This is a genomic window from Lutimaribacter pacificus, from assembly GCF_900142185.1.
Taxonomy (GTDB): Bacteria; Pseudomonadota; Alphaproteobacteria; order Rhodobacterales; family Rhodobacteraceae; genus Lutimaribacter; species Lutimaribacter pacificus.
The window spans coordinates 337,850-355,506 of sequence record NZ_FQZZ01000003.1 but is presented as its reverse complement, the minus strand read 5'-3'; the positions used below and the strand labels follow the sequence as shown (position 1 = coordinate 355,506).

Here is a 17,657-nt window from a genome sequence, read left to right as displayed (position 1 = left end):
TCAGGGGCTGCGCGGGTCCAGCAGTTTCTGGAATATCCGCGCGCGGGTGATCTGGCCCACCACCGCGCCGTCGCGGGTGACGCCCAGCGGCGCATCGGCATCGCGCGCCGCCGCCATCACCTGCTGGATCGTGGCGTCCTCGGGCAGGGTGCCTGTGGGGGTGCCGGTCGCGGGCTCCATCAGGTCGCGCGCGCAAAGCACGCCCAGCGGGTTCATATGGGCCACGAAATCGGCCACGTAATCGGTGGCGGGATCGGTGAAGATCTGTTGCGGGGTGCCGCATTGCACGATCCGCCCGCCCTCCATGATGGCGATGCGGTTGCCGATCTTGAACGCCTCGTCCAGGTCGTGACTGACGAAGATGATCGTGCGCTTGCGTTTTTCCTGCAGCTCCAGCAGCTCGTCCTGCAGCCGGGTGCGGATCAGCGGGTCGAGCGCCGAAAACGGCTCGTCCATCAGCAGGACAGGGGCGCGGGTGGCGAATGCGCGGGCAAGGCCGACGCGCTGCTGCATCCCGCCCGACAGCTCGGCCACCTTGCGGTCGGCCCAGTCGGACAGGCCGACCAGCGCCAGCTCCTCGTCGGTGCGCGCGCTGCGGTCGGGTTTCGCCATCCCGGCCAGTTCCAGCCCCAGCCAGACGTTCTCGCGCACGCTGCGCCAGGGCAGCAGGCCGAATTGCTGGAACACCATCGCCACGGTTTTCTGCCGCAGCCGGCGCAGGGTGGCGGCATCGGCGCGGGTGACGTTCACACGCCCCTCGGGGGTGGCAAGTTCGACATGGCCGCGCACCACCGGGTTCAGCGCGTTGACCGCGCGCAACAGCGTGGATTTGCCCGAGCCCGACAGGCCCATGAGCACGAGGATTTCGCCCTCGGCCACCTCGAGGCTGCAATCGTGCACGCCCAGCACCTGCCCGGTGTCGCGCTGCACCTCTTCGCGGGATTTGCCCTGGTCCATCAGCGGCAGGGCGCTGTCCGGCCGGTCGCCGAACACGATCGAGACATTGTGGAAGCTGACCGCGCTCATTTCCGGTTCACCCTCAGCAGCCGGTCCAGCAGGATCGCCAGCACCACGATGACAAAGCCGGATTCAAAGCCCAGCCCGGTATTCACCTGGTTCAGCGCGCGCACCACCGGCACGCCCAGCCCGTCGGCCCCCACCAGCGCCGCGATCACCACCATCGACAGCGACAGCATGATCGTCTGGTTCAGCCCCGCCATGATCTGCGGCAGCGCGTAGGGCAGTTCGACCTTCCACAGCGTCTGGCGCGGGGTGGCGCCGAAGGCTTGCGCCGCTTCGAGCAGCGGCTGGGGCGTGGCGGTGATGCCCAGATGGGTCAGGCGAATCGGCGCGGGCAGCACGAAGATCACCGTGGCGATCAGCCCCGGCACCATGCCGATGCCGAAAAACACGATCGCGGGAATGAGATAGACGAAGGCGGGCAATGTCTGCATCAGGTCCAGCACGGGCCGCATCGCGGCGTAAAGGCGCGGGCGGTGGGCCGCGGCGATGCCGACGGGCACGCCCAGCCCCATGCAGACCACGCAGGCCGACAGCACCAGCGTCAGGCTTTCGGTGGTTTCCTCCCAATACCCCTGGTTGAGGATGAAGAGAAACCCCGCCACGATCAGCGCGGGCGCCTGCCAGCGGCGTTGCAGGCCAAAGGCCAGCACGGCGAAGGCCCCGATCACGATCAGCGGGTGCGGCGTCTGCAGCACCCACAGGATCGCGTCGATCAGGGTTTCCAGCGCGTCCGACAGCCCGTCGAACACCAGCGCGAAATTGCGTTGCAGCCAGTCGAACCCGTCCTCGGCCCAGTCGCCGACGGGGATCTTGTTGTCGGTCAGCCAGTCCATCGCTCAGCGTCCCCGGTCCAGCGCCATGGCCAGCCCCGAAAAGATCAGGAAGCCGCCCACGCCCCGGTTCAGCCGGTGCAGCCGCAGCGGCGTGAGGAACCCGCCGGTCAGCCGCCCCATCCCCGCGTAAAGCGCCACCGCCCCCAGCTCCAGCGCCAGGAACAGCGCGCCCAGCACAAGGAACTGCGCGCCGACGGGCTGGGTGAAATCGACGAATTGCGGGAAGAAGGCGGTGAAGATGGCGATGGCCTTGGGATTGCCGATGGCGATCAGGAAATCACGCCGCGCCAGTGCGAACGGCCGGGCCTCGTGCCCGGTGTCGCCGGCGCCCGCGGGGGCGGGTGCGCGCCAGAGCTTCCAGCCGACATAGACCAGATAGGCCGCCCCGGCGTATTTCACCGCCGTGAAGGCGGTTTCCGACGCCGCCAGCAGCGCGCCCAGCCCAAGCGCGACCAGCGCGATCATCGCGGTGAAGGCGGGCAGCCGCCCCATGCCGCCCAGAAGCGCCGGCCAGAACCCCAGGCGCGAGGCGTTGGCGAAGGCCAGCAGGTTGTTTGGCCCGGGCGCCGCGTTCAGGGCGAAACAGGCGGGCAGGAACAGGGCGAGGAAACCGGGCGTCATGAGGGGGTCCGTGCTGGTTGGCGCAGGGTGCGGCGGGTGAAGGGGGAAGGCGGCGGGGCGGCACCGGGGGCACGCCCCGCCGGGCGCATCTTACAGGCCGAGGGCGGATGTCACCGCCGCCATCGCGTCGCCGCCATCCTGCGTGGTCACGCCGTCCAGCCAGCCGTCGAGCACGCCGGGATTGGCCTTGAGCCATGCGGCGGCGGCATCCTCGGGGTCTTCGCCGTCGTTCAGGATCGCGCCCATGATCTCGTTCTCCATTGCCAGCGAAAACTCCATGTTCTGCAACAGCTTGCCCACGTTCGGGCATTCCGCGACATAGCCCGCGCGGGTGTTGGTATAGACCGTCGCGCCGCCCAGGTCGGGGCCGAACCAGTCATCGCCGCCGGTCAGGTAGGTCAGGTCGTATTTCGCGTTCATCGGGTGCGGTTCCCAGGCAAGGAACACCACAGGCTCGCCCCGGCTGTCGGCGCGGCCGACCTGCGCCAGCATCCCCTGTTCGCTGCTTTCCTTGACCTCGAACCCCGACAGGCCAAAGGCATCGGCGGCGATCATGTCCATGATCAGGCGGTTGCCGTCATTGCCCGGCTCGATCCCGTAGATGGTTTCGTCCAGCGCCCCGGCCTGCGCGGCGATGTCGGCGAAATCGCGGATGCCCAGTTCGGCGCCGCTGGCATTGGTGGCCAGCGTGTATTTCGCGCCCTCAAGGTTGGCGCGCACGGTGTCGACGGTGCCGGCCTCGCGGTAGGGGGCGATGTCGGCCTCCATCGTGGGCATCCAGTTGCCCAGGAAAACGTCGATATCGCCGGCGGCCATCGAGGTATAGGTGACCGGCACCGACAGCACCTTGACATCCGTCTCGTATCCCAGCGCCCCGAGCACGGTGGTGGCGGCGGCGGTGGTGGCGGTGATGTCGGTCCAGCCCACATCCGAGAATCGCACCGTGCCGCAATCGGCCAGCGCCGCGGGCGCGGCGGCCATCAGGGCAAGGGCGGACAGCGTGTGTTTCAGGCTCATGAGGGATCTCCCTGTTGTGCGGCTTTTATTGATTGACGCATCAATAAAAAACCAATTAGGTCATTCGAGGTCAACCTGGGGGTCGCAAACCATGCCCAAGCTCGGAATGGAGCCTATACGCCGCGACGCGCTGGTGAAAGCCACGATTGCCGAGATCGGCAGGTCGGGCACGCTGGATGTCAGTGTCGCGCAGATCGCGCGCCGGGCGGGGATGTCCCCGGCGCTGGCGCATCACTATTTCGGCGGCAAGGAGCAGATCCTCGTCGCGGCGATGCGCTATACGATGGGGGTCTACGCGGCCGAGGTGCGCGGCGCGCTGGCGATGGCCGACACCCCGCGCGCCCGGGTCGAGGCGATTTTGCGCGCCTCGTTCAGCCCGCGCAATTTCCGCGCAGATACGGTGGCCGCCTGGATGAATTTCTACGTGCTGGCCCGCCGCGCGCCCGAGGCGCAGCGCCTTCTGGTGATCTACCAGCGGCGGCTGCGCGGCAACCTGACCCACGCGCTGCGCCCGCTGATCGGTGCGCGCGCCGCGGGTGCGGCCGACCGGATCGCGGCGCTGATCGACGGTGTCTACCTGCAGCAAAGCCTGGGGCGCGACACGCCGCGCGGCGATCAGGCCGTGGCGCAGGTGTTGGGTTATCTCGAACTCGAACTGGAAAGGGCCGCGCAATGACACGCCCCAACATCCTGATCTTCATGGTCGACCAGCTGAACGGCACCTTCTTTCCCGACGGGCCGGCCGACTGGCTGCATGCGCCGAACCTGCGCCGGCTGGCGGCGCGGTCCACCCGTTTTGCCAACGCCTATACCGCCAGCCCGCTTTGCGCGCCGGGGCGGGCGGCCTTCATGTCGGGGCAATTGCCCAGCCAGACCGGCGTTTACGACAACGCGGCCGAATTCGCCTCGTCCATCCCGACCTTCGCGCATCACCTGCGGCGGGCGGGCTATTACACCTGCCTCAGCGGCAAGATGCATTTCGTCGGCCCCGACCAGCTGCACGGGTTCGAATCGCGCCTGACCACCGATATCTACCCGCCCGATTTCGGCTGGACGCCCGATTACCGCAAACCGGGCGAGCGGATCGACTGGTGGTATCACAACATGGGCTCGGTCACCGGCGCGGGTGTGGCCGAGATCACCAACCAGATGGAATATGACGACGAGGTCGCGTTCCACGCCACGCAAAAGGTCTATGACCTCGCCCGCGGCAAGGATGCGCGGCCCTGGTGCCTGACGGTCAGCTTCACCCACCCGCACGACCCTTACGTGGCGCGGCGCAAATACTGGGATCTCTACGAGGATTGCGCCCATCTTGCCCCGCAGGTTCCGGCGATGGCCTATGACGATCACGACCCGCACAGCCGGCGCATTTTCGATGCGAACGACTGGCGCAGCTACGATATCACCGACGATCACATCGCCCGCTCGCGCCGTGCCTATTTCGCCAATATCTCTTATCTCGACGACAAGATCGGCGAGGTGCTCGCCGCGCTCGAGGCGACCCGGCAGGAGGCGATCATCCTCTTCGTCTCGGATCACGGCGACATGCTGGGCGAGCGCGGGCTGTGGTTCAAGATGTCCTTCTACGAAGGCTCGGCCCGCGTGCCGCTGATGATTGCCGCGCCGCAGATGCAGCCGGGCCTCGTCACCGATCCGGTCTCCAACATCGACATCTGTCCGACGCTTTGCGACCTGGCCGGCGTGCCGATGGACGAGGTCATGCCCTGGACCACCGGCGAAAGCCTGCTGCCGCTGGGGCAGGGTGCCGCGCGCAAATCGCCGGTGGCGATGGAATACGCGGCCGAGGCGTCCTATTCCCCGATGGTCGCCCTGCGCGAGGGACAGTGGAAATACACCAACTGCGCGCTCGATCCCGAACAGCTGTTCGACCTGCAGGCCGATCCGCAGGAGCTGACGAACCTGGCCGGTGATCCCGCCCATGCCGCCACGCTGGAGCATTTCCGCATCATGGCCGCCGCGCGCTGGGATCTGGAACGCTTCGACGCCGAGGTGCGCCAAAGCCAGGCCCGCCGATGGGTCGTCTACGAGGCGCTGCGCCAGGGCGGCTATTTCCCGTGGGATTACCAGCCGCTGCAAAAGGCCAGCGAACGCTACATGCGCAACCACATGGACCTGAACGACCTGGAAGAAAACCAGCGGTTCCCGCGCGGGGAATGACCCGTTTTCACTGTTCCCCAAATACTCTCGCCGGAGGCGAAGAAACTGCCATGACCTATCCGACCCAGCCCACCGCCAGCCATTACGTGAACGGCGCCTATGTCGAGGATACGGAAGGCACGCCGATGCCGGTGATCTACCCCGCCACCGGCGAGGTGATCGCCACCCTGCACGCGGCGACGCCCGCCATCGTCGACCGGGCGCTGGCCGCCGCGCAGGCCGCACAGGCCGAATGGGCCGCGCTCGGCGGGACCGAGCGGGGCCGCGTGCTGCGCCGGGCCGCCGATATCATGCGCGAGCGCAACCACGACCTCAGCGTTCTGGAAACCCGCGACACCGGCAAGCCCTATCAGGAAACCAGCGTGGCCGATGCCAGCAGCGGGGCCGACGCGCTGGAATATTTCGGCGGTCTGGCGGGCAGCCTGACGGGCGAGCATATCCCGCTGCCGGGGGGCGACTGGGCCTATACGGTGCGCGAACCTCTGGGCGTCTGCGTCGGGCTGGGGGCGTGGAACTATCCCACCCAGATCGCCTGCTGGAAGGCCGCGCCGGCGCTGGCCTGCGGCAACGCGATGGTGTTCAAACCGTCCGAGACGACGCCGCTTTGCGCGCTGAAAGTGGCCGAGATCCTGACCGAGGCGGGCGCGCCGCCGGGCCTGTTCAACGTGGTGCAGGGCGCGGGCGCGGTGGGCGCGGCGCTGACGACCGATCCGCGCGTGGCCAAGGTGTCGCTGACCGGCTCGGTGCCGACGGGCAAAAAGGTCTATGCCGCCGCCGCCGCCGAGATGAAGCATGTGACGATGGAGCTGGGCGGCAAGTCGCCGCTGGTGATCTTCGACGATGCCGATCTCGACGATGCGGTGGGCGGCGCGATCCTGGGCAACTTCTATTCCTCGGGGCAGGTCTGTTCCAACGGCACGCGGGTCTTCGTGCACCGCGCGATCCGCGACGCGTTCCTTGACCGGCTGACCGCGCGGCTGGCGGATGCGGTGATCGGCGATCCGTTGGACCCGGCCACGAATTTCGGCCCGATGGTCAGCGAGGGGCAGCTGCAGATCGTGTTGAATTACATCGCCAAAGGCGTGGAAGAGGGCGCGCGGCTGGTCACCGGCGGGCAGCGGCTGGACCGGCCCGGCTGCTGGATCACGCCGGCGGTCTTTGCCGATGTCACCGACGACATGACCATCGCCCGCGAGGAAATCTTCGGCCCCGTCATGTGCGTTCTGGATTTCGAGGACGAGGATGAGGTGATCGCCCGCGCCAACGCCACCGAATACGGGCTGTCGGCGGGCGTCTTCACCCGCGACCTGCAACGCGGCCACCGGGTGATCGGGGCGTTGCAGGCGGGCAGTTGTTTCCTGAACTCCTACAACGACGCGCCGGTCGAGGTGCCGTTCGGCGGGGTCAAGATGTCGGGCGTCGGGCGCGAGAATTCGAAGGCGGCGATCGAACATTACAGCCAGGTGAAATCGGTCTATGTGCGCATGGGCCGGGTCGAGGCGCCGTTCTGACACGGGCGGTTTGCAGGAGGCCGGGATGAAAGCGGAATATGTCATCGTGGGCGCTGGCAGTGCGGGCTGCGCGCTGGCTTACCGGCTGGCCGGGGCGGGCCGCCGCGTGATCGTGATCGAACATGGCGGCAGCGATGCGGGGCCCTTCATCCAGATGCCCGGCGCGCTGAGCTATCCGATGAACATGGCGCGCTATGACTGGGGCTATCGGACCGAGCCCGAGCCGCATCTGGGCGGGCGGCAACTGGCCTGTCCGCGCGGCAAGGTGATCGGCGGCTCGTCCTCGATCAACGGGATGATCTACGTGCGCGGGCACGCGCGCGATTTCGACCACTGGCGCGACCAGGGCGCGGATGGCTGGGGTTATGCCGACGTGCTGCCCTATTTCAAGCGGATGGAGAACTGGCACGATGGCGGCCACGGCGGCGACCCGTCCTGGCGCGGCACCGATGGGCCGCTGCATGTCACGCGGGGCGCGCGCGCCAACCCGCTGGTGCAGGCCTTTGTCGAGGCCGGGGTGCAGGCGGGCTATCCCGCGACCGCCGATTACAACGGGTATCGGCAGGAAGGGTTCGGCCCCTTCGACATGACGGTGTGGAAGGGGCGGCGCTGGTCGGCGGCCAGCGCCTATCTCAAACCCGCATTGCGGCATGAGACCTGCACGCTGGTCCGCGCCTTCGCCCGCCGCGTGGTGATCGAGGATGGCCGCGCAACCGGGGTCGAGGTCACCCGCAAGGGCCGGACCGAGGTGATCGGCGCCGAGGCCGAGGTGATCCTGGCGGCTTCGGCGATCAACTCGCCCAAGCTGCTGATGCTGTCGGGGATCGGCCCGGCGGCGCATCTGGCCGAACACGGCATCGCGGTGGTGGCCGACCGCCCCGGCGTGGGGGGCAATCTGCAGGACCACCTGGAGCTTTACATCCAGATGGCGGCGAAATTGCCGGTCAGCCTTTACAAATACTGGAACATGGTCGGCAAGGCATGGGTCGGGCTGCAATGGCTGCTGGCGCGGCGCGGCCCCGGCGCGTCGAACCAGTTTGAAAGCGCGGGCTTCATCCGCAGCCGCGCGGGCGTGGATTACCCCGACATCCAGTATCATTTCCTGCCGCTGGCGGTGCGCTATGACGGGCAAACCGCGGCCGAGGGGCATGGGTTCCAGGCGCATGTGGGGCCGATGCGCTCGGTCTCGCGCGGGCGGGTCAGCCTGCGCAACGCCGATCCGGCCGAGGCGCCGAAGATCCTGTTCAACTACATGAGCGACGAAAGCGACTGGCGCGATTTCCGCAAGGCGATCCGCCTCACGCGCGAGATTTTCGCGCAGGACGCGTTCAAACCCTACGTCAGGCACGAGATCCAGCCCGGCGCGGCGGTGCAATCCGATGCCGCGCTGGATGAGTTCATCCGCGAGCATGTGGAAAGCGCCTATCACCCCTGCGGCACCTGCCGGATGGGCCGGGCCGACGACCGGGACACGGTGGTGGATCCGCAGGCACGGGTGATCGGGGTCACCGGCCTGCGCGTGGCCGACAGTTCGGTCTTTCCGCGCATCACCAATGGCAACCTGAACGCGCCCTCGATCATGGTGGGGGAAAAGGTCAGCGATCATATCCTTGGCCGCGATCCGCTGCCGCCCGAGAACGTGCAGCCCTGGATGCATCCCGACTGGCAGGGGGCGCAGCGGTAACCTTTCTTGACATTCGTTAACGTCACCCGTTGATTTCGCGCCGGGCGGCGCAGAGATTAACGAAATGTTAAGACTTTGTGCCGCCTTTGTTCTTGCGCTCTTTGCAACGCCCCTGCTGGCCGGACCGGCGGGCAAGTTGCGCGTGGTCGATGGCGATACGCTGGATGTCGGCGGTATCACCGTGCGGCTGCACGGTATCGATGCGCCGGAAACCGGCCAGTTCTGCGGCGGCAACGGCGCACCGCCCTGGCCCTGCGGCGCCTGGGTCGGCAACGAGCTGCGCGCCCGTATCGAGGGGCGGCAGGCAAGATGCGAGGCGATCGAAACCGACCGTTATGGCCGCGTCGTCGCCAAGTGTTTCGTCGACGGGCAGGATATCGGCCGGCAGATGGTGCGCGACGGGCTGGCCTTTGCCTATCGCCAATACAGTTGGGATTACGACCTGGACGAAAAATCCGCCGCGGTGAACGATCGCGGCCTGCACGCGACCGGCATCCAGTCGCCCGCCGCGTTCCGGCAGGCCAGAAGCGCGGGACAGGCGGCCGCCGCCGATGCCGCCGCACCTGCGGGCTGCCGGATCAAGGGCAATATCTCGTCCGCAGGGCGGCGTATCTATCACGTGCCGGGGCAGGGCTGGTATGACCGCACGCGGGTCAATACCGCCAGGGGCGAACGCTGGTTCTGTTCCGAGGCCGAGGCCCGCGCAGCCGGCTGGCGGCGCGCGGCGCGCTGAATCGCACAAGGGCTGTGCGGGTGCGGCGGGCTGTTCGCGGCGCGAATATCGGTTAAGGCAGGCATATGGACGACAAGCTGACCCTCGATTCCCGCACCGGCCTGCCCGATCACCTGCGGGTTCTGGCCGACAGGTATCCGCGCGAGATCTGGCGCGGGCATCCCAATTTCAACGAGCTGACGGCCTTCTGGCTGGATCGTCACCTGATGTTCCGGCAGGTCATGGACAAGCTGATCGCCGACACGCAGGCGCATCTCGATGACAAGGCGGGGCCGCGCTATGGCGCCGAGCTCAGCCGGTATACCGGGTTTTTCCTGCAGCAGTTGCACGGCCATCACGGGATCGAGGACGCGCATTATTTCCCGCAGTTCAAACCGCTCGATTCGCGGGTCGCGGGGGCGTTCGACCTGCTGGATCACGACCACCACGCGCTGGACGGGCATATCCACGCGCTGGCCGGGCACACCAACACGGTGCTGCGCGCGCTGCAGCAGGGCGGCAATGCGCGTGACGAGGCGGGCGTGTTGCTGAACCAGCACGAGGGGTTCCGGCGGTTTCTCGACCGGCACCTGACCGACGAGGAAGAGGTCATCGTGCCGCTGGTGCTGGAATACGGCGCCGACATGGCCTGACGGGCAAAAATTTTCCGGCTGTTCCCCGGTTTTGATCCGTGTCAAGGAGCGCCCGATGCCGGGCCGCATAGGCTGTCAGGCGACCAAGACTCAGGAAGGAGATCGCGCAATGTCCCACACCCCGCACGAGCTGCAGGAAGAATTCCCCCAATACGCCGAAAAGCTGACCACGCTGAAATCGTCGGACGCCCATTTCGCAAAGCTGGCCGACGATTATCACGAGATCAACCGCGCCGTGCACCGCGCCGAAACCGATGTGGAACCCACCGACGATCTGCACATGGGCGAAATGCGCAAGAAGCGCGCCGCGCTGAAGGACGAAATCTACCGGATTCTGTCCGCGGCCTGATCGGACCTTCAAAGTAACCGCGACAGAGGGCATCGCAGGGCCGCGGTCGGGCGATCCAACGCTTGTGGAATGGCAATTTATCGCGCCGCCACTTCCTACCTCTGAACGTGGCACATGCGGCAACCAATCGCCCGGCCGGGGGGCGGCCGTGCGATGCCCGGGCCGCTTCGCGGCTGTTCCGGGCTGGGTGTAGCTTGGCAACGGTAGCATCGTCCGCGCAACGAAACATCGGGGCGGCGCCGCAAGGGGCCGCCCTTTTCCATGCGCCGACGCTATTCGACCCGATAGGGCAGCACGCCGCGTTCGTTGCTGTCGATGGACAGCCGCCGCTCCAGCGGGGGAACCGACCGCTGGTGGCAGTTCGTGCGTTCGCAGATACGGCAGGAAATCCCGATCGGTTCGAAGGCGCGCGGGTTCGTCAGGTCGAGGTCGTCGGCATAAACCAGCGCATCGCCATGGCGCACCTCGCATCCCAGCGCGATGGCATAGCGCCGCGTTGGCGCACCGAACGCGCCGCCCGGCTTGCTGACATCGCGGGCGAGGTTGATATAGCGCACGCCGTCCGGCGTTTCGGCAAGCTGGCGCAGGAACCGCCCCGGGGTTTCGAAGGCGCGGTGCACGTTCCACAAGGGGCAGGCCCCGCCGAACCGCGCGAATTGCAGCCGGGTGGCGGAATGGCGCTTGGTGATCGTGCCGGCCTGATCGACCCGGACAAAGAAAAACGGGATGCCCTTGGCACCGGGCCGCTGCAGCGTGGACAGCCGGTGCGCCACCTGCTCGATCGAGGCGGAAAATCGCGTCGCCAGCCGCTCCAGGTCGTGCCGGTCGGCCTGCGCGGCCCCGAGAAACCGGGTATAGGGCATCAGGGCCGCGCCGGCGAAATAATTGGCCAGCCCGATCTTGGCGATGGCGCGCGCCTCGTCGCTGCGGAAGCGCGCGAAATCCAGCGTCGCCTCGAGCAGCTTGTTCTGGTGCAGAAGGGCGAATTGCAGCAGGATCTGGAATGTCTGTGTTTCGGGCGCCGCCCGGTTCGAAAGCGTCAGCGTCTGGCTGGCAGGATCGAAATGGCGCAGCATGTCGCTGTCGGCCAGGCGCAGGCTGATGCCCGCCCTTTCCAGCATTTCCGGCGCGTAAAGGCGCATCGGCCGCCCCTGCGCCTGCGAGGCGGCGTGTTCCGCCGCGCGGTCCACCGCGTCGATATAGTTGTCGCAATAGTGAAAGAAATCGCGCACCTCGTCCCAGGGGCTGGGTTGCAGGCGCGATTCCTCGCGCCCCAGCGCCTCGTCCAGGCTGGCCAGCCGTTCGTGGGTCTGCCGGTAGGCGCGGTGCAGGTCGATGAAGGCGCGCGCCAGCGCCGGCGCGTTCGAGGCGGTCAGCCGCAGGTCGGCCAGCGGCGGCGGGCTGGCACCGAAGATCGGGTCGGCCATCGCCTCGCGCATGTCGGTGACCAGCCGTTCGCTGTCCCCGGTCGAAAGCTCGGTCACGTCGAAACCGAACTCCTGCGCCAGCGCCAGCACGACGGTGGTGCTGACGGGGCGGTTGTTGTTTTCCATCTGGTTCAGATAGGGCAGGGACACGCCCAGCTTGGCGGCGAAATCCTTTTGCGTCAGGCCAAGCCTTTGGCGGGTCTCGCGCAGCTTGGCGCCGGCATAGAGTTTCTTGGTGGACATCGGGTCGCTTTGCAGATTTGCGTTCGCGGCAGAGTGCCTTTGCAAAGCGCCGCTGTCCAGCCCGCGCGGGTGTCAGAGCCCCAGTTGCCGTTCGCGCCAGATCACGCCGACGATGGCGAAGACGGCGAAGAGCGAGGTGAAGAACATGATCCAGATCAGCGGAAACTCACCCGCGCCGGGCACCAGCAGCGCACCGGCCAGCGCCGACAGTGCCGCGCCGCCGCCGATCATGATCGCCCCGCCCAGCCCCGAGGCGGTGCCCGCCAGGTGCGGGCGCACCGACAGCATCCCGGCGGTGGCGTTCGAGATCACCATGCCGTTGCCCACGCCCACCAGCGTCATGAAGCCGAAAAAGCTGAGCGGGCTGGAATGGCCGGTATAAGAGGACAGCAACGACATCGCCATGCCGACGGTGGCGACGATTGTCCCCCACAGCACCATCCGGTTCACGCCTGCGCGCGCGGCATAGGCGCCGGTGATCCAGTTGCCGACGAAATAGCCCAGCGAGGGGGCGGCGAAATAGACGCCCATCTTGCCGGGGTTGAGGTGAAACACGTTCGAGGCCACGAAGGGCGCACCGCCGAGATAGGCAAAGAACGCGCCCGACCCGAAGGCGGCCGCCAGGCAATACCCCCAGAAGCGCGGGCTTTTCAGCAGTTCGGGATATTCGCGGAACTGGTCCCACAGCGTGTTGTCGGTCTCGGTCGCGGTTTCGCCGAGGTCGCGCCATGCCAGCCAGAACACCAGGAGGCCGGCCAGCAGCAGCAGCCAGAAATTCGCGTGCCAGCCGAACAGCTCTTCGAGAAAGCCGCCGATGGCGGGGCTGATCATCGGCACCACCGCCATGCCCATCGTGACATAGCCGATCATCGAGGCGGCCCGGTCCTGCGCGAACATGTCGCGCACCACCGCGCGGCTGAGCACCATCGCCACGGCGATCACCGCCTGCAACATGCGGCAGATCAGGAACACCGTGACGTTGGGCGCGACAAGGCAGCCCACCGTCGCCAGCACATAGAGCGCGAGCCCGCCGAGGATCACCGGCCGGCGGCCGAACTTGTCCGAGATCGGGCCGACCAGAACCTGCAGCGCCGCGTTCATAGCCAGGTAGATCGCCACCGAAAGCTGCATCAGCCGGTACTCGGTGTCGAAATAGGCGGTCATGCCCGGCAGCGACGGCAAGAACACGTTCATGCTGAGCGCGGAGATGCCGGCCAGCAGGATCAGCGTCGAAATATGCGGGGGCGTTGTGCGATCGAGATAGCGCACGTCATGTGTGTCGCTCATGTATACTTGGGTATGCAGATCGCCGGGGAGTGTCCATACGGGGAAATACGGGATTTGCCATTTTGCAATTCGCTGCGTGAATGTTTCACAGGGTTTGCAAATTTGCCGGATTCCGCTTTGTCGCGGCGGCACGCAGCACTATAACCCGCATAAACGGAAGGGGACCGCCATGAAAGACATCCTGCAGGAACTGGAAGACCGCCGTCACGCCGCCCGGCTGGGCGGGGGCGAAAAGCGCATCGAGGCGCAGCACGCCAAGGGCAAGCTGACCGCGCGCGAACGCATCGACCTGCTGCTCGACGAGGGCAGTTTCGAGGAATACGACATGTTCGTCGCCCATCGCTGCACCGATTTCGGGATGGAAAAGAATCGTCCCTACGGCGATGGCGTGGTGACCGGCTGGGGCACGATCAACGGGCGCATGGTCTATGTGTTCAGTCAGGATTTCACCGTGCTGGGCGGGTCTGTCTCGGCCACCCATGCGATGAAGATCTGCAAGATCATGGACATGGCGATGCAGAACGGCGCGCCGGTGATCGGCCTGAACGACTCGGGCGGGGCGCGTATCCAGGAAGGCGTGGACAGCCTGGCGGGCTATGCCGAGATTTTCCAGCGCAACATCATGGCCTCGGGCGTGATCCCGCAGATCTCGGTCATCATGGGCCCCTGCGCCGGCGGCGCGGTCTATTCCCCGGCGATGACCGACTTCATCTTCATGGTCAAGGACAGCTCGTACATGTTCGTGACCGGCCCCGACGTGGTGAAGACGGTGACGAACGAGGTGGTGACCGCCGAGGAACTGGGCGGCGCCAGCACCCATACGAAGAAATCCTCGGTCGCCGACGGCGCGTTCGAAAACGATGTCGAGGCGCTGGCCGAGGTGCGTCGGCTGGTCGATTTCCTGCCCGCCAACAACCGCGAGAAACCGCCCGTCCGGCCGTTCTTCGACAATGTGGACCGGGTCGAGGCCAGCCTTGATACACTGATCCCCGAAAACGCCAACACCCCCTACGACATGAAGGAGCTGATCCTGAAAGTCGCGGACGAGGCCGATTTCTACGAGATCCAGGAGGATTTCGCCAAGAACATCATCACCGGCTTCATCCGCCTCGAAGGGCAGACCGTGGGCGTGGTGGCCAATCAGCCGATGGTGCTGGCCGGATGCCTCGATATCGACAGCTCGCGCAAGGCCGCGCGCTTCGTGCGGTTCTGCGATGCGTTCGAGATTCCGATCCTGACGCTGGTGGACGTGCCCGGCTTCCTGCCCGGCACCGGGCAGGAATATGGCGGCGTGATCAAGCATGGCGCGAAGCTGCTGTTCGCCTATGGCGAGGCGACGGTGCCCAAGGTCACGGTGATCACGCGCAAGGCCTATGGCGGGGCGTATGACGTGATGGCGTCCAAGCACCTGCGCGGCGATTTCAACTATGCCTGGCCGACCGCCGAAATCGCGGTGATGGGCGCCAAGGGTGCGACCGAGATCATCCACCGCGCCGATCTGGGCGATCCCGACAAGATTGCGAAGCACACGCAGGATTACGAGGACCGGTTCGCCAACCCCTTCGTCGCGGCCGAGCGCGGCTTTATCGACGAGGTGATCATGCCGCATTCCACCCGGCGCCGCGTGTCGCGCGCCTTTGCCTCGCTGCGGGGCAAGAAGCTGCAGAACCCCTGGAAGAAACACGACAACATCCCGCTTTGACCGCGTGCCGGGCAGGGGCCCGATCGGCCCCGTCCGGCAATGCGGCACGAAGGAAAGGAGCCCGCCTTGGCGGCAGCAACGCGCAGAAACCGCTGGCATGTGGAGCGTAACGGCGAGGCGGTCACCGTCTGGCGCGGGGCGCCGCTGCGTTTCGACCTGGCGGTCGAGACACGGTTTCCCGCCATGGGGCGCGAGCGGCTGGCCCGGCAGATCCGCCAGGACATGTGGCGCGCGTTGCAGCGGTTGCGCGGGTTCCGGCCCGCGGTGCGGGTGACGCGGCAGGGCGGCGGGCTGCAGGTGGTCGCCGGCGGGGCGGTCGATGGCGCCTGCCCGAAGGCCCGTGCCGAGGACGCCATTCGCGCGATTCTCGACGATCCGGCGAACCGCGCACGCTGGCAACGCTATGCAGAGGCGCAAAGACATGGTTAAATGGATCAGGGTCTTTGTCGCGCTGGGAGGGACGTTCGCGTGCGCGACCACGGCGGCCGGTCAGGAGGAGGCCCCCGCCGTGCCCTCCGGTATCGCTCTGCATCTGCAGGAAATCCGGCTGGAGGACGGCCTGTTCGACCAGCCGCGCGTGGCGCGCTTTCGCTTTGTCGCGCCCGCGATCGGGGGCGCCGCGGGCTTTGCCGAGGTCGAAGGCGATTTCGCCCATCTGTGCGAGACCGTCGCCCTGCCATGGCTGACCGAACGCGGCGACGCCGCGCCGCGCGTGGTGATCTCCTATGCCTCGCGCGAGATCGAGTTCGGCAGCAGCGACCCCGACACCGTGCAGTTCTTCGAGGCGTTCCGGGTCGAGAACGGCACCTGCATCTGGGAGGGTTTCTGACCATGCCACAACATGTTGCGGGGCATAGTTCAGGCACGGGGCGGAATGCGGCATTCCCGTCACATGGCGCCGCCATTTCGCCGGCCGCATATTCATTTTCCCGTTTTTATTGTATCCTGCGCAGCGGTTGCACCCAAGCGACCGACACCTCGCATGAGGGGCAGGGGGCACCCGGTGGTGCCGGATTGTCCAAAACAAGAGACAGGAGAAACGGATGTCGAAGTACATCAAGAGCATGCTCGCGCTCGGGCTGGTTGCCGGTCTGGCAGCCTGCGCCAAGGCGCCGGAAGAAGAATACGTCGTGGTCGACCCCGAGCCGATCTCGGTCGAGCCGACCTACACCGGCAAGTACAAGTAAGGCTTGCCAGGGGCGGGCCCCGCGGCCCGTCCTTACCCCTGCCGCCAGGGATGCGGGGGGCAGGGCATGTTGAAGCATCGCGGTTTTCCCGGCCGCCTTCCGGGGACGGATTTCCAGTTCACCATCCGGCGCGCGAATCCCAAGGGGGCGACGCCGCTGACGCGCCGCGAACGCTATCGTGACCGCAAGCCGGCCGACCGGCGTGCCGACGCGTTCTTCCTTGCGGCATTGTGGGAGCATTTCGGCGACCGGCCCTTCGAGCGCGGCAACCTGGATGCCGGGCGGCTGGGCTGGCTTTTCGGGCGCGAGGTGATCGCTGCCGAAGACCCGTTCGATCCCGAAAGCTATGACGCGCTGCTGGTCATCGACGAGGCCGCCGCGCGCGCCACGTTCCCGGAGGTGTTCGGGGAATGATCGGCATTTTTCTGCGCAAACCTTCGCAACTTTGGCGGGAAGCAGCCTATTCCGCGGGGCTGCCCGCATTGGCGATTGCCGGGTGCGGGGCGTCCGTGCATCCTGCGCAGGTAGTGGTAAACCGGACATCCCCGGACGGGATGATCAGTCTGAACCGTTACCCTTCCCCTGTCGGGCGGCCCGGCTACCCCCAAGGCCGGCCGCCCATCTTTTTCCTTGCGAAAACAAGCGGCCATGCGGATCGGCAAGGCTTTGCCGGAAATCCGCCCGCGCCGGTTTTGGGCTTTCCTTTGCCGGGCGGCGTGCCATGTTGTCTGTCGCTGATCAACGCAATCCAAGGACAGGACAGAGTATGCAGATCAAACCGATCCTTTTCGCATTCGCGGCTGCCGGGGCCCTCGCGGGCTGTGGCGATACCCCCCTGGAACAGGGGCTCATGGGCGCAGGTGCGGGCGCGGCGGGCGCGGCGGTGCTGGATACCAGCGTTGCGGGGGGCGCCCTTGTCGGCGCCGTGGCCAACGTGGCCTATTGCCAGCAATACCCGTCGCGGTGTTGACGCAACACTTTGCGAGGTAAGGAAACTCGCCTCTGGCGGGAACGCGCTGTTTTCGGTATGCTCACAATCAAAGCCTGAAGTAAAAAACCGAGGCATCGAGCATGAAAACCGTGAAATTCCTGGCCGCGATGGGCATCATCGCGGTGATTGCAGGGTGTTCGGCACAGCCCGAAACATCCAGCCGATTCTATTTCAGCCCGTCCCACGCGCCGCTGCTGGGGCTGGACTGACGCCGCGCGCCCCTGCGGGGGCGCCGG

General features: G+C 66.7%; 20 protein-coding genes. 14 read left to right on the top strand and 6 right to left on the bottom strand.

From position 1 onward, the window contains the following. From choV to choX, 4 genes are all read right to left on the bottom strand, one after another. Nucleotides 1-1,026, bottom strand: coding sequence for a choline ABC transporter ATP-binding protein (gene choV, locus F3H87_RS10580; protein ID WP_149788775.1), 1,026 nt, complete (start codon nt 1,024-1,026; stop codon nt 1-3). After that, nucleotides 1,023-1,856: a choline ABC transporter permease subunit gene (choW, locus tag F3H87_RS10575; protein WP_149788776.1), complete on the bottom strand. Its 834-nt coding sequence runs from the start codon at nt 1,854-1,856 to the stop codon at nt 1,023-1,025. Before choW ends, choV begins: the two co-directional genes overlap by 4 nt. 3 nt (nt 1,857-1,859) lie before the next feature. Beyond that, on the bottom strand, nt 1,860-2,477 hold the full coding sequence (locus F3H87_RS10570; RefSeq protein WP_149788777.1) for a LysE family translocator: 618 nt from the start codon (nt 2,475-2,477) through the stop codon (nt 1,860-1,862). Nucleotides 2,478-2,567: 90 nt separating this feature from the next. Beyond that, nucleotides 2,568-3,494, bottom strand: coding sequence for a choline ABC transporter substrate-binding protein (gene choX, locus F3H87_RS10565; RefSeq protein ID WP_149788778.1), 927 nt, complete (start codon nt 3,492-3,494; stop codon nt 2,568-2,570). Nucleotides 3,495-3,585: 91 nt separating this feature from the next. Between choX and betI the strand changes: the two genes are divergently transcribed. The 7 genes from betI (at nt 3,586) to F3H87_RS10530 (ending at nt 10,584) form a co-directional block, all read left to right on the top strand. Further along, nucleotides 3,586-4,170, top strand: coding sequence for a transcriptional regulator BetI (gene betI / locus F3H87_RS10560; RefSeq protein WP_149788779.1), 585 nt, complete (start codon nt 3,586-3,588; stop codon nt 4,168-4,170). Further along, nucleotides 4,167-5,675 carry a choline-sulfatase gene (gene betC / locus F3H87_RS10555; RefSeq protein WP_149788780.1) on the top strand — a complete coding sequence of 503 codons (1,509 nt, stop codon included), beginning with the start codon at nt 4,167-4,169 and terminating at the stop codon, nt 5,673-5,675. Before betI ends, betC begins: the two co-directional genes overlap by 4 nt. A 50-nt stretch (nt 5,676-5,725) precedes the next feature. Beyond that, the gene (gene betB / locus F3H87_RS10550; protein WP_149788781.1) at nt 5,726-7,186 is read left to right on the top strand and encodes a betaine-aldehyde dehydrogenase; all 1,461 of its coding nucleotides are present in this window, start codon (nt 5,726-5,728) and stop codon (nt 7,184-7,186) included. Between the two features lie 25 nt (nt 7,187-7,211). Then, complete coding sequence (gene betA / locus F3H87_RS10545; RefSeq protein WP_149788782.1) at nt 7,212-8,870, top strand: choline dehydrogenase; 1,659 nt, start codon at nt 7,212-7,214, stop codon at nt 8,868-8,870. 64 nt (nt 8,871-8,934) lie between these two features. Beyond that, on the top strand, nt 8,935-9,603 hold the full coding sequence (locus tag F3H87_RS10540) for a thermonuclease family protein (RefSeq protein WP_149788783.1): 669 nt from the start codon (nt 8,935-8,937) through the stop codon (nt 9,601-9,603). 65 nt (nt 9,604-9,668) lie between these two features. Then, complete coding sequence (locus F3H87_RS10535) at nt 9,669-10,235, top strand: hemerythrin domain-containing protein (RefSeq protein ID WP_149788784.1); 567 nt, start codon at nt 9,669-9,671, stop codon at nt 10,233-10,235. A 109-nt stretch (nt 10,236-10,344) separates the two neighbouring features. Beyond that, on the top strand, nt 10,345-10,584 hold the full coding sequence (locus F3H87_RS10530; RefSeq protein ID WP_149788785.1) for a YdcH family protein: 240 nt from the start codon (nt 10,345-10,347) through the stop codon (nt 10,582-10,584). A gap of 272 nt (nt 10,585-10,856) precedes the next feature. On the opposite strand, the gene F3H87_RS10525 is transcribed toward F3H87_RS10530, so the two are convergent. Next, nucleotides 10,857-12,254 (bottom strand): helix-turn-helix domain-containing protein, encoded by a 1,398-nt coding sequence (locus F3H87_RS10525; protein WP_149788786.1) that lies wholly within the window; start codon nt 12,252-12,254, stop codon nt 10,857-10,859. Nucleotides 12,255-12,326: 72 nt separating this feature from the next. Further along, entirely contained in the window at nt 12,327-13,541 is a 1,215-nt protein-coding gene (locus F3H87_RS10520) for a multidrug effflux MFS transporter (protein ID WP_149788787.1), read from the bottom strand. 169 nt (nt 13,542-13,710) lie between these two features. Between F3H87_RS10520 and F3H87_RS10515 the strand changes: the two genes are divergently transcribed. The 7 genes from F3H87_RS10515 to F3H87_RS22085 all read left to right on the top strand — a co-directional run bounded on the left by F3H87_RS10515 (nt 13,711) and on the right by F3H87_RS22085 (nt 17,630). Continuing rightward, on the top strand, nt 13,711-15,243 hold the full coding sequence (locus tag F3H87_RS10515) for an acyl-CoA carboxylase subunit beta (RefSeq protein WP_149788788.1): 1,533 nt from the start codon (nt 13,711-13,713) through the stop codon (nt 15,241-15,243). Nucleotides 15,244-15,309: 66 nt separating this feature from the next. Then, the gene (locus F3H87_RS10510) at nt 15,310-15,672 is read left to right on the top strand and encodes a hypothetical protein (RefSeq protein ID WP_223228027.1); all 363 of its coding nucleotides are present in this window, start codon (nt 15,310-15,312) and stop codon (nt 15,670-15,672) included. Beyond that, nucleotides 15,665-16,072 carry a DUF6497 family protein gene (locus tag F3H87_RS10505; RefSeq protein ID WP_149788790.1) on the top strand — a complete coding sequence of 136 codons (408 nt, stop codon included), beginning with the start codon at nt 15,665-15,667 and terminating at the stop codon, nt 16,070-16,072. Before F3H87_RS10510 ends, F3H87_RS10505 begins: the two co-directional genes overlap by 8 nt. 214 nt (nt 16,073-16,286) lie before the next feature. After that, nucleotides 16,287-16,430 (top strand): hypothetical protein, encoded by a 144-nt coding sequence (locus tag F3H87_RS21810; protein WP_188129224.1) that lies wholly within the window; start codon nt 16,287-16,289, stop codon nt 16,428-16,430. A 66-nt stretch (nt 16,431-16,496) separates the two neighbouring features. Further along, on the top strand, nt 16,497-16,844 hold the full coding sequence (locus tag F3H87_RS10500) for a hypothetical protein (protein WP_149788791.1): 348 nt from the start codon (nt 16,497-16,499) through the stop codon (nt 16,842-16,844). Nucleotides 16,845-17,196: 352 nt separating this feature from the next. Next, entirely contained in the window at nt 17,197-17,400 is a 204-nt protein-coding gene (locus F3H87_RS10495) for a hypothetical protein (RefSeq protein ID WP_149788792.1), read from the top strand. Nucleotides 17,401-17,501: 101 nt separating this feature from the next. Further along, nucleotides 17,502-17,630, top strand: a complete 129-nt coding sequence (locus F3H87_RS22085) for a hypothetical protein (protein WP_262974981.1) — start codon at nt 17,502-17,504, stop codon at nt 17,628-17,630. Nucleotides 17,631-17,657 lie beyond the last annotated feature (27 nt).

Excerpts from the sequence above, each read along its gene's own strand:
- F3H87_RS10495 (WP_149788792.1), top strand. The coding sequence starts at position 17,197 with ATGCAGATCAAACCGATCCTTTTCGCATTCGCGGCTGCCGGGGCCCTC.
- betA (WP_149788782.1), top strand. The coding sequence starts at position 7,212 with ATGAAAGCGGAATATGTCATCGTGGGCGCTGGCAGTGCGGGCTGCGCG.
- F3H87_RS10530 (WP_149788785.1), top strand. The coding sequence starts at position 10,345 with ATGTCCCACACCCCGCACGAGCTGCAGGAAGAATTCCCCCAATACGCC.
- F3H87_RS22085 (WP_262974981.1), top strand. The coding sequence starts at position 17,502 with ATGAAAACCGTGAAATTCCTGGCCGCGATGGGCATCATCGCGGTGATT.
- F3H87_RS10500 (WP_149788791.1), top strand. The coding sequence starts at position 16,497 with ATGTTGAAGCATCGCGGTTTTCCCGGCCGCCTTCCGGGGACGGATTTC.
- betC (WP_149788780.1), top strand. The coding sequence starts at position 4,167 with ATGACACGCCCCAACATCCTGATCTTCATGGTCGACCAGCTGAACGGC.
- F3H87_RS10515 (WP_149788788.1), top strand. The coding sequence starts at position 13,711 with ATGAAAGACATCCTGCAGGAACTGGAAGACCGCCGTCACGCCGCCCGG.
- F3H87_RS10535 (WP_149788784.1), top strand. The coding sequence starts at position 9,669 with ATGGACGACAAGCTGACCCTCGATTCCCGCACCGGCCTGCCCGATCAC.
- choW (WP_149788776.1), bottom strand. The coding sequence starts at position 1,856 with ATGGACTGGCTGACCGACAACAAGATCCCCGTCGGCGACTGGGCCGAG.
- F3H87_RS10570 (WP_149788777.1), bottom strand. The coding sequence starts at position 2,477 with ATGACGCCCGGTTTCCTCGCCCTGTTCCTGCCCGCCTGTTTCGCCCTG.
- choV (WP_149788775.1), bottom strand. The coding sequence starts at position 1,026 with ATGAGCGCGGTCAGCTTCCACAATGTCTCGATCGTGTTCGGCGACCGG.
- betB (WP_149788781.1), top strand. The coding sequence starts at position 5,726 with ATGACCTATCCGACCCAGCCCACCGCCAGCCATTACGTGAACGGCGCC.
- F3H87_RS10525 (WP_149788786.1), bottom strand. The coding sequence starts at position 12,254 with ATGTCCACCAAGAAACTCTATGCCGGCGCCAAGCTGCGCGAGACCCGC.
- choX (WP_149788778.1), bottom strand. The coding sequence starts at position 3,494 with ATGAGCCTGAAACACACGCTGTCCGCCCTTGCCCTGATGGCCGCCGCG.
- F3H87_RS10505 (WP_149788790.1), top strand. The coding sequence starts at position 15,665 with ATGGTTAAATGGATCAGGGTCTTTGTCGCGCTGGGAGGGACGTTCGCG.
- F3H87_RS21810 (WP_188129224.1), top strand. The coding sequence starts at position 16,287 with ATGTCGAAGTACATCAAGAGCATGCTCGCGCTCGGGCTGGTTGCCGGT.
- F3H87_RS10540 (WP_149788783.1), top strand. The coding sequence starts at position 8,935 with ATGTTAAGACTTTGTGCCGCCTTTGTTCTTGCGCTCTTTGCAACGCCC.
- betI (WP_149788779.1), top strand. The coding sequence starts at position 3,586 with ATGCCCAAGCTCGGAATGGAGCCTATACGCCGCGACGCGCTGGTGAAA.
- F3H87_RS10520 (WP_149788787.1), bottom strand. The coding sequence starts at position 13,541 with ATGAGCGACACACATGACGTGCGCTATCTCGATCGCACAACGCCCCCG.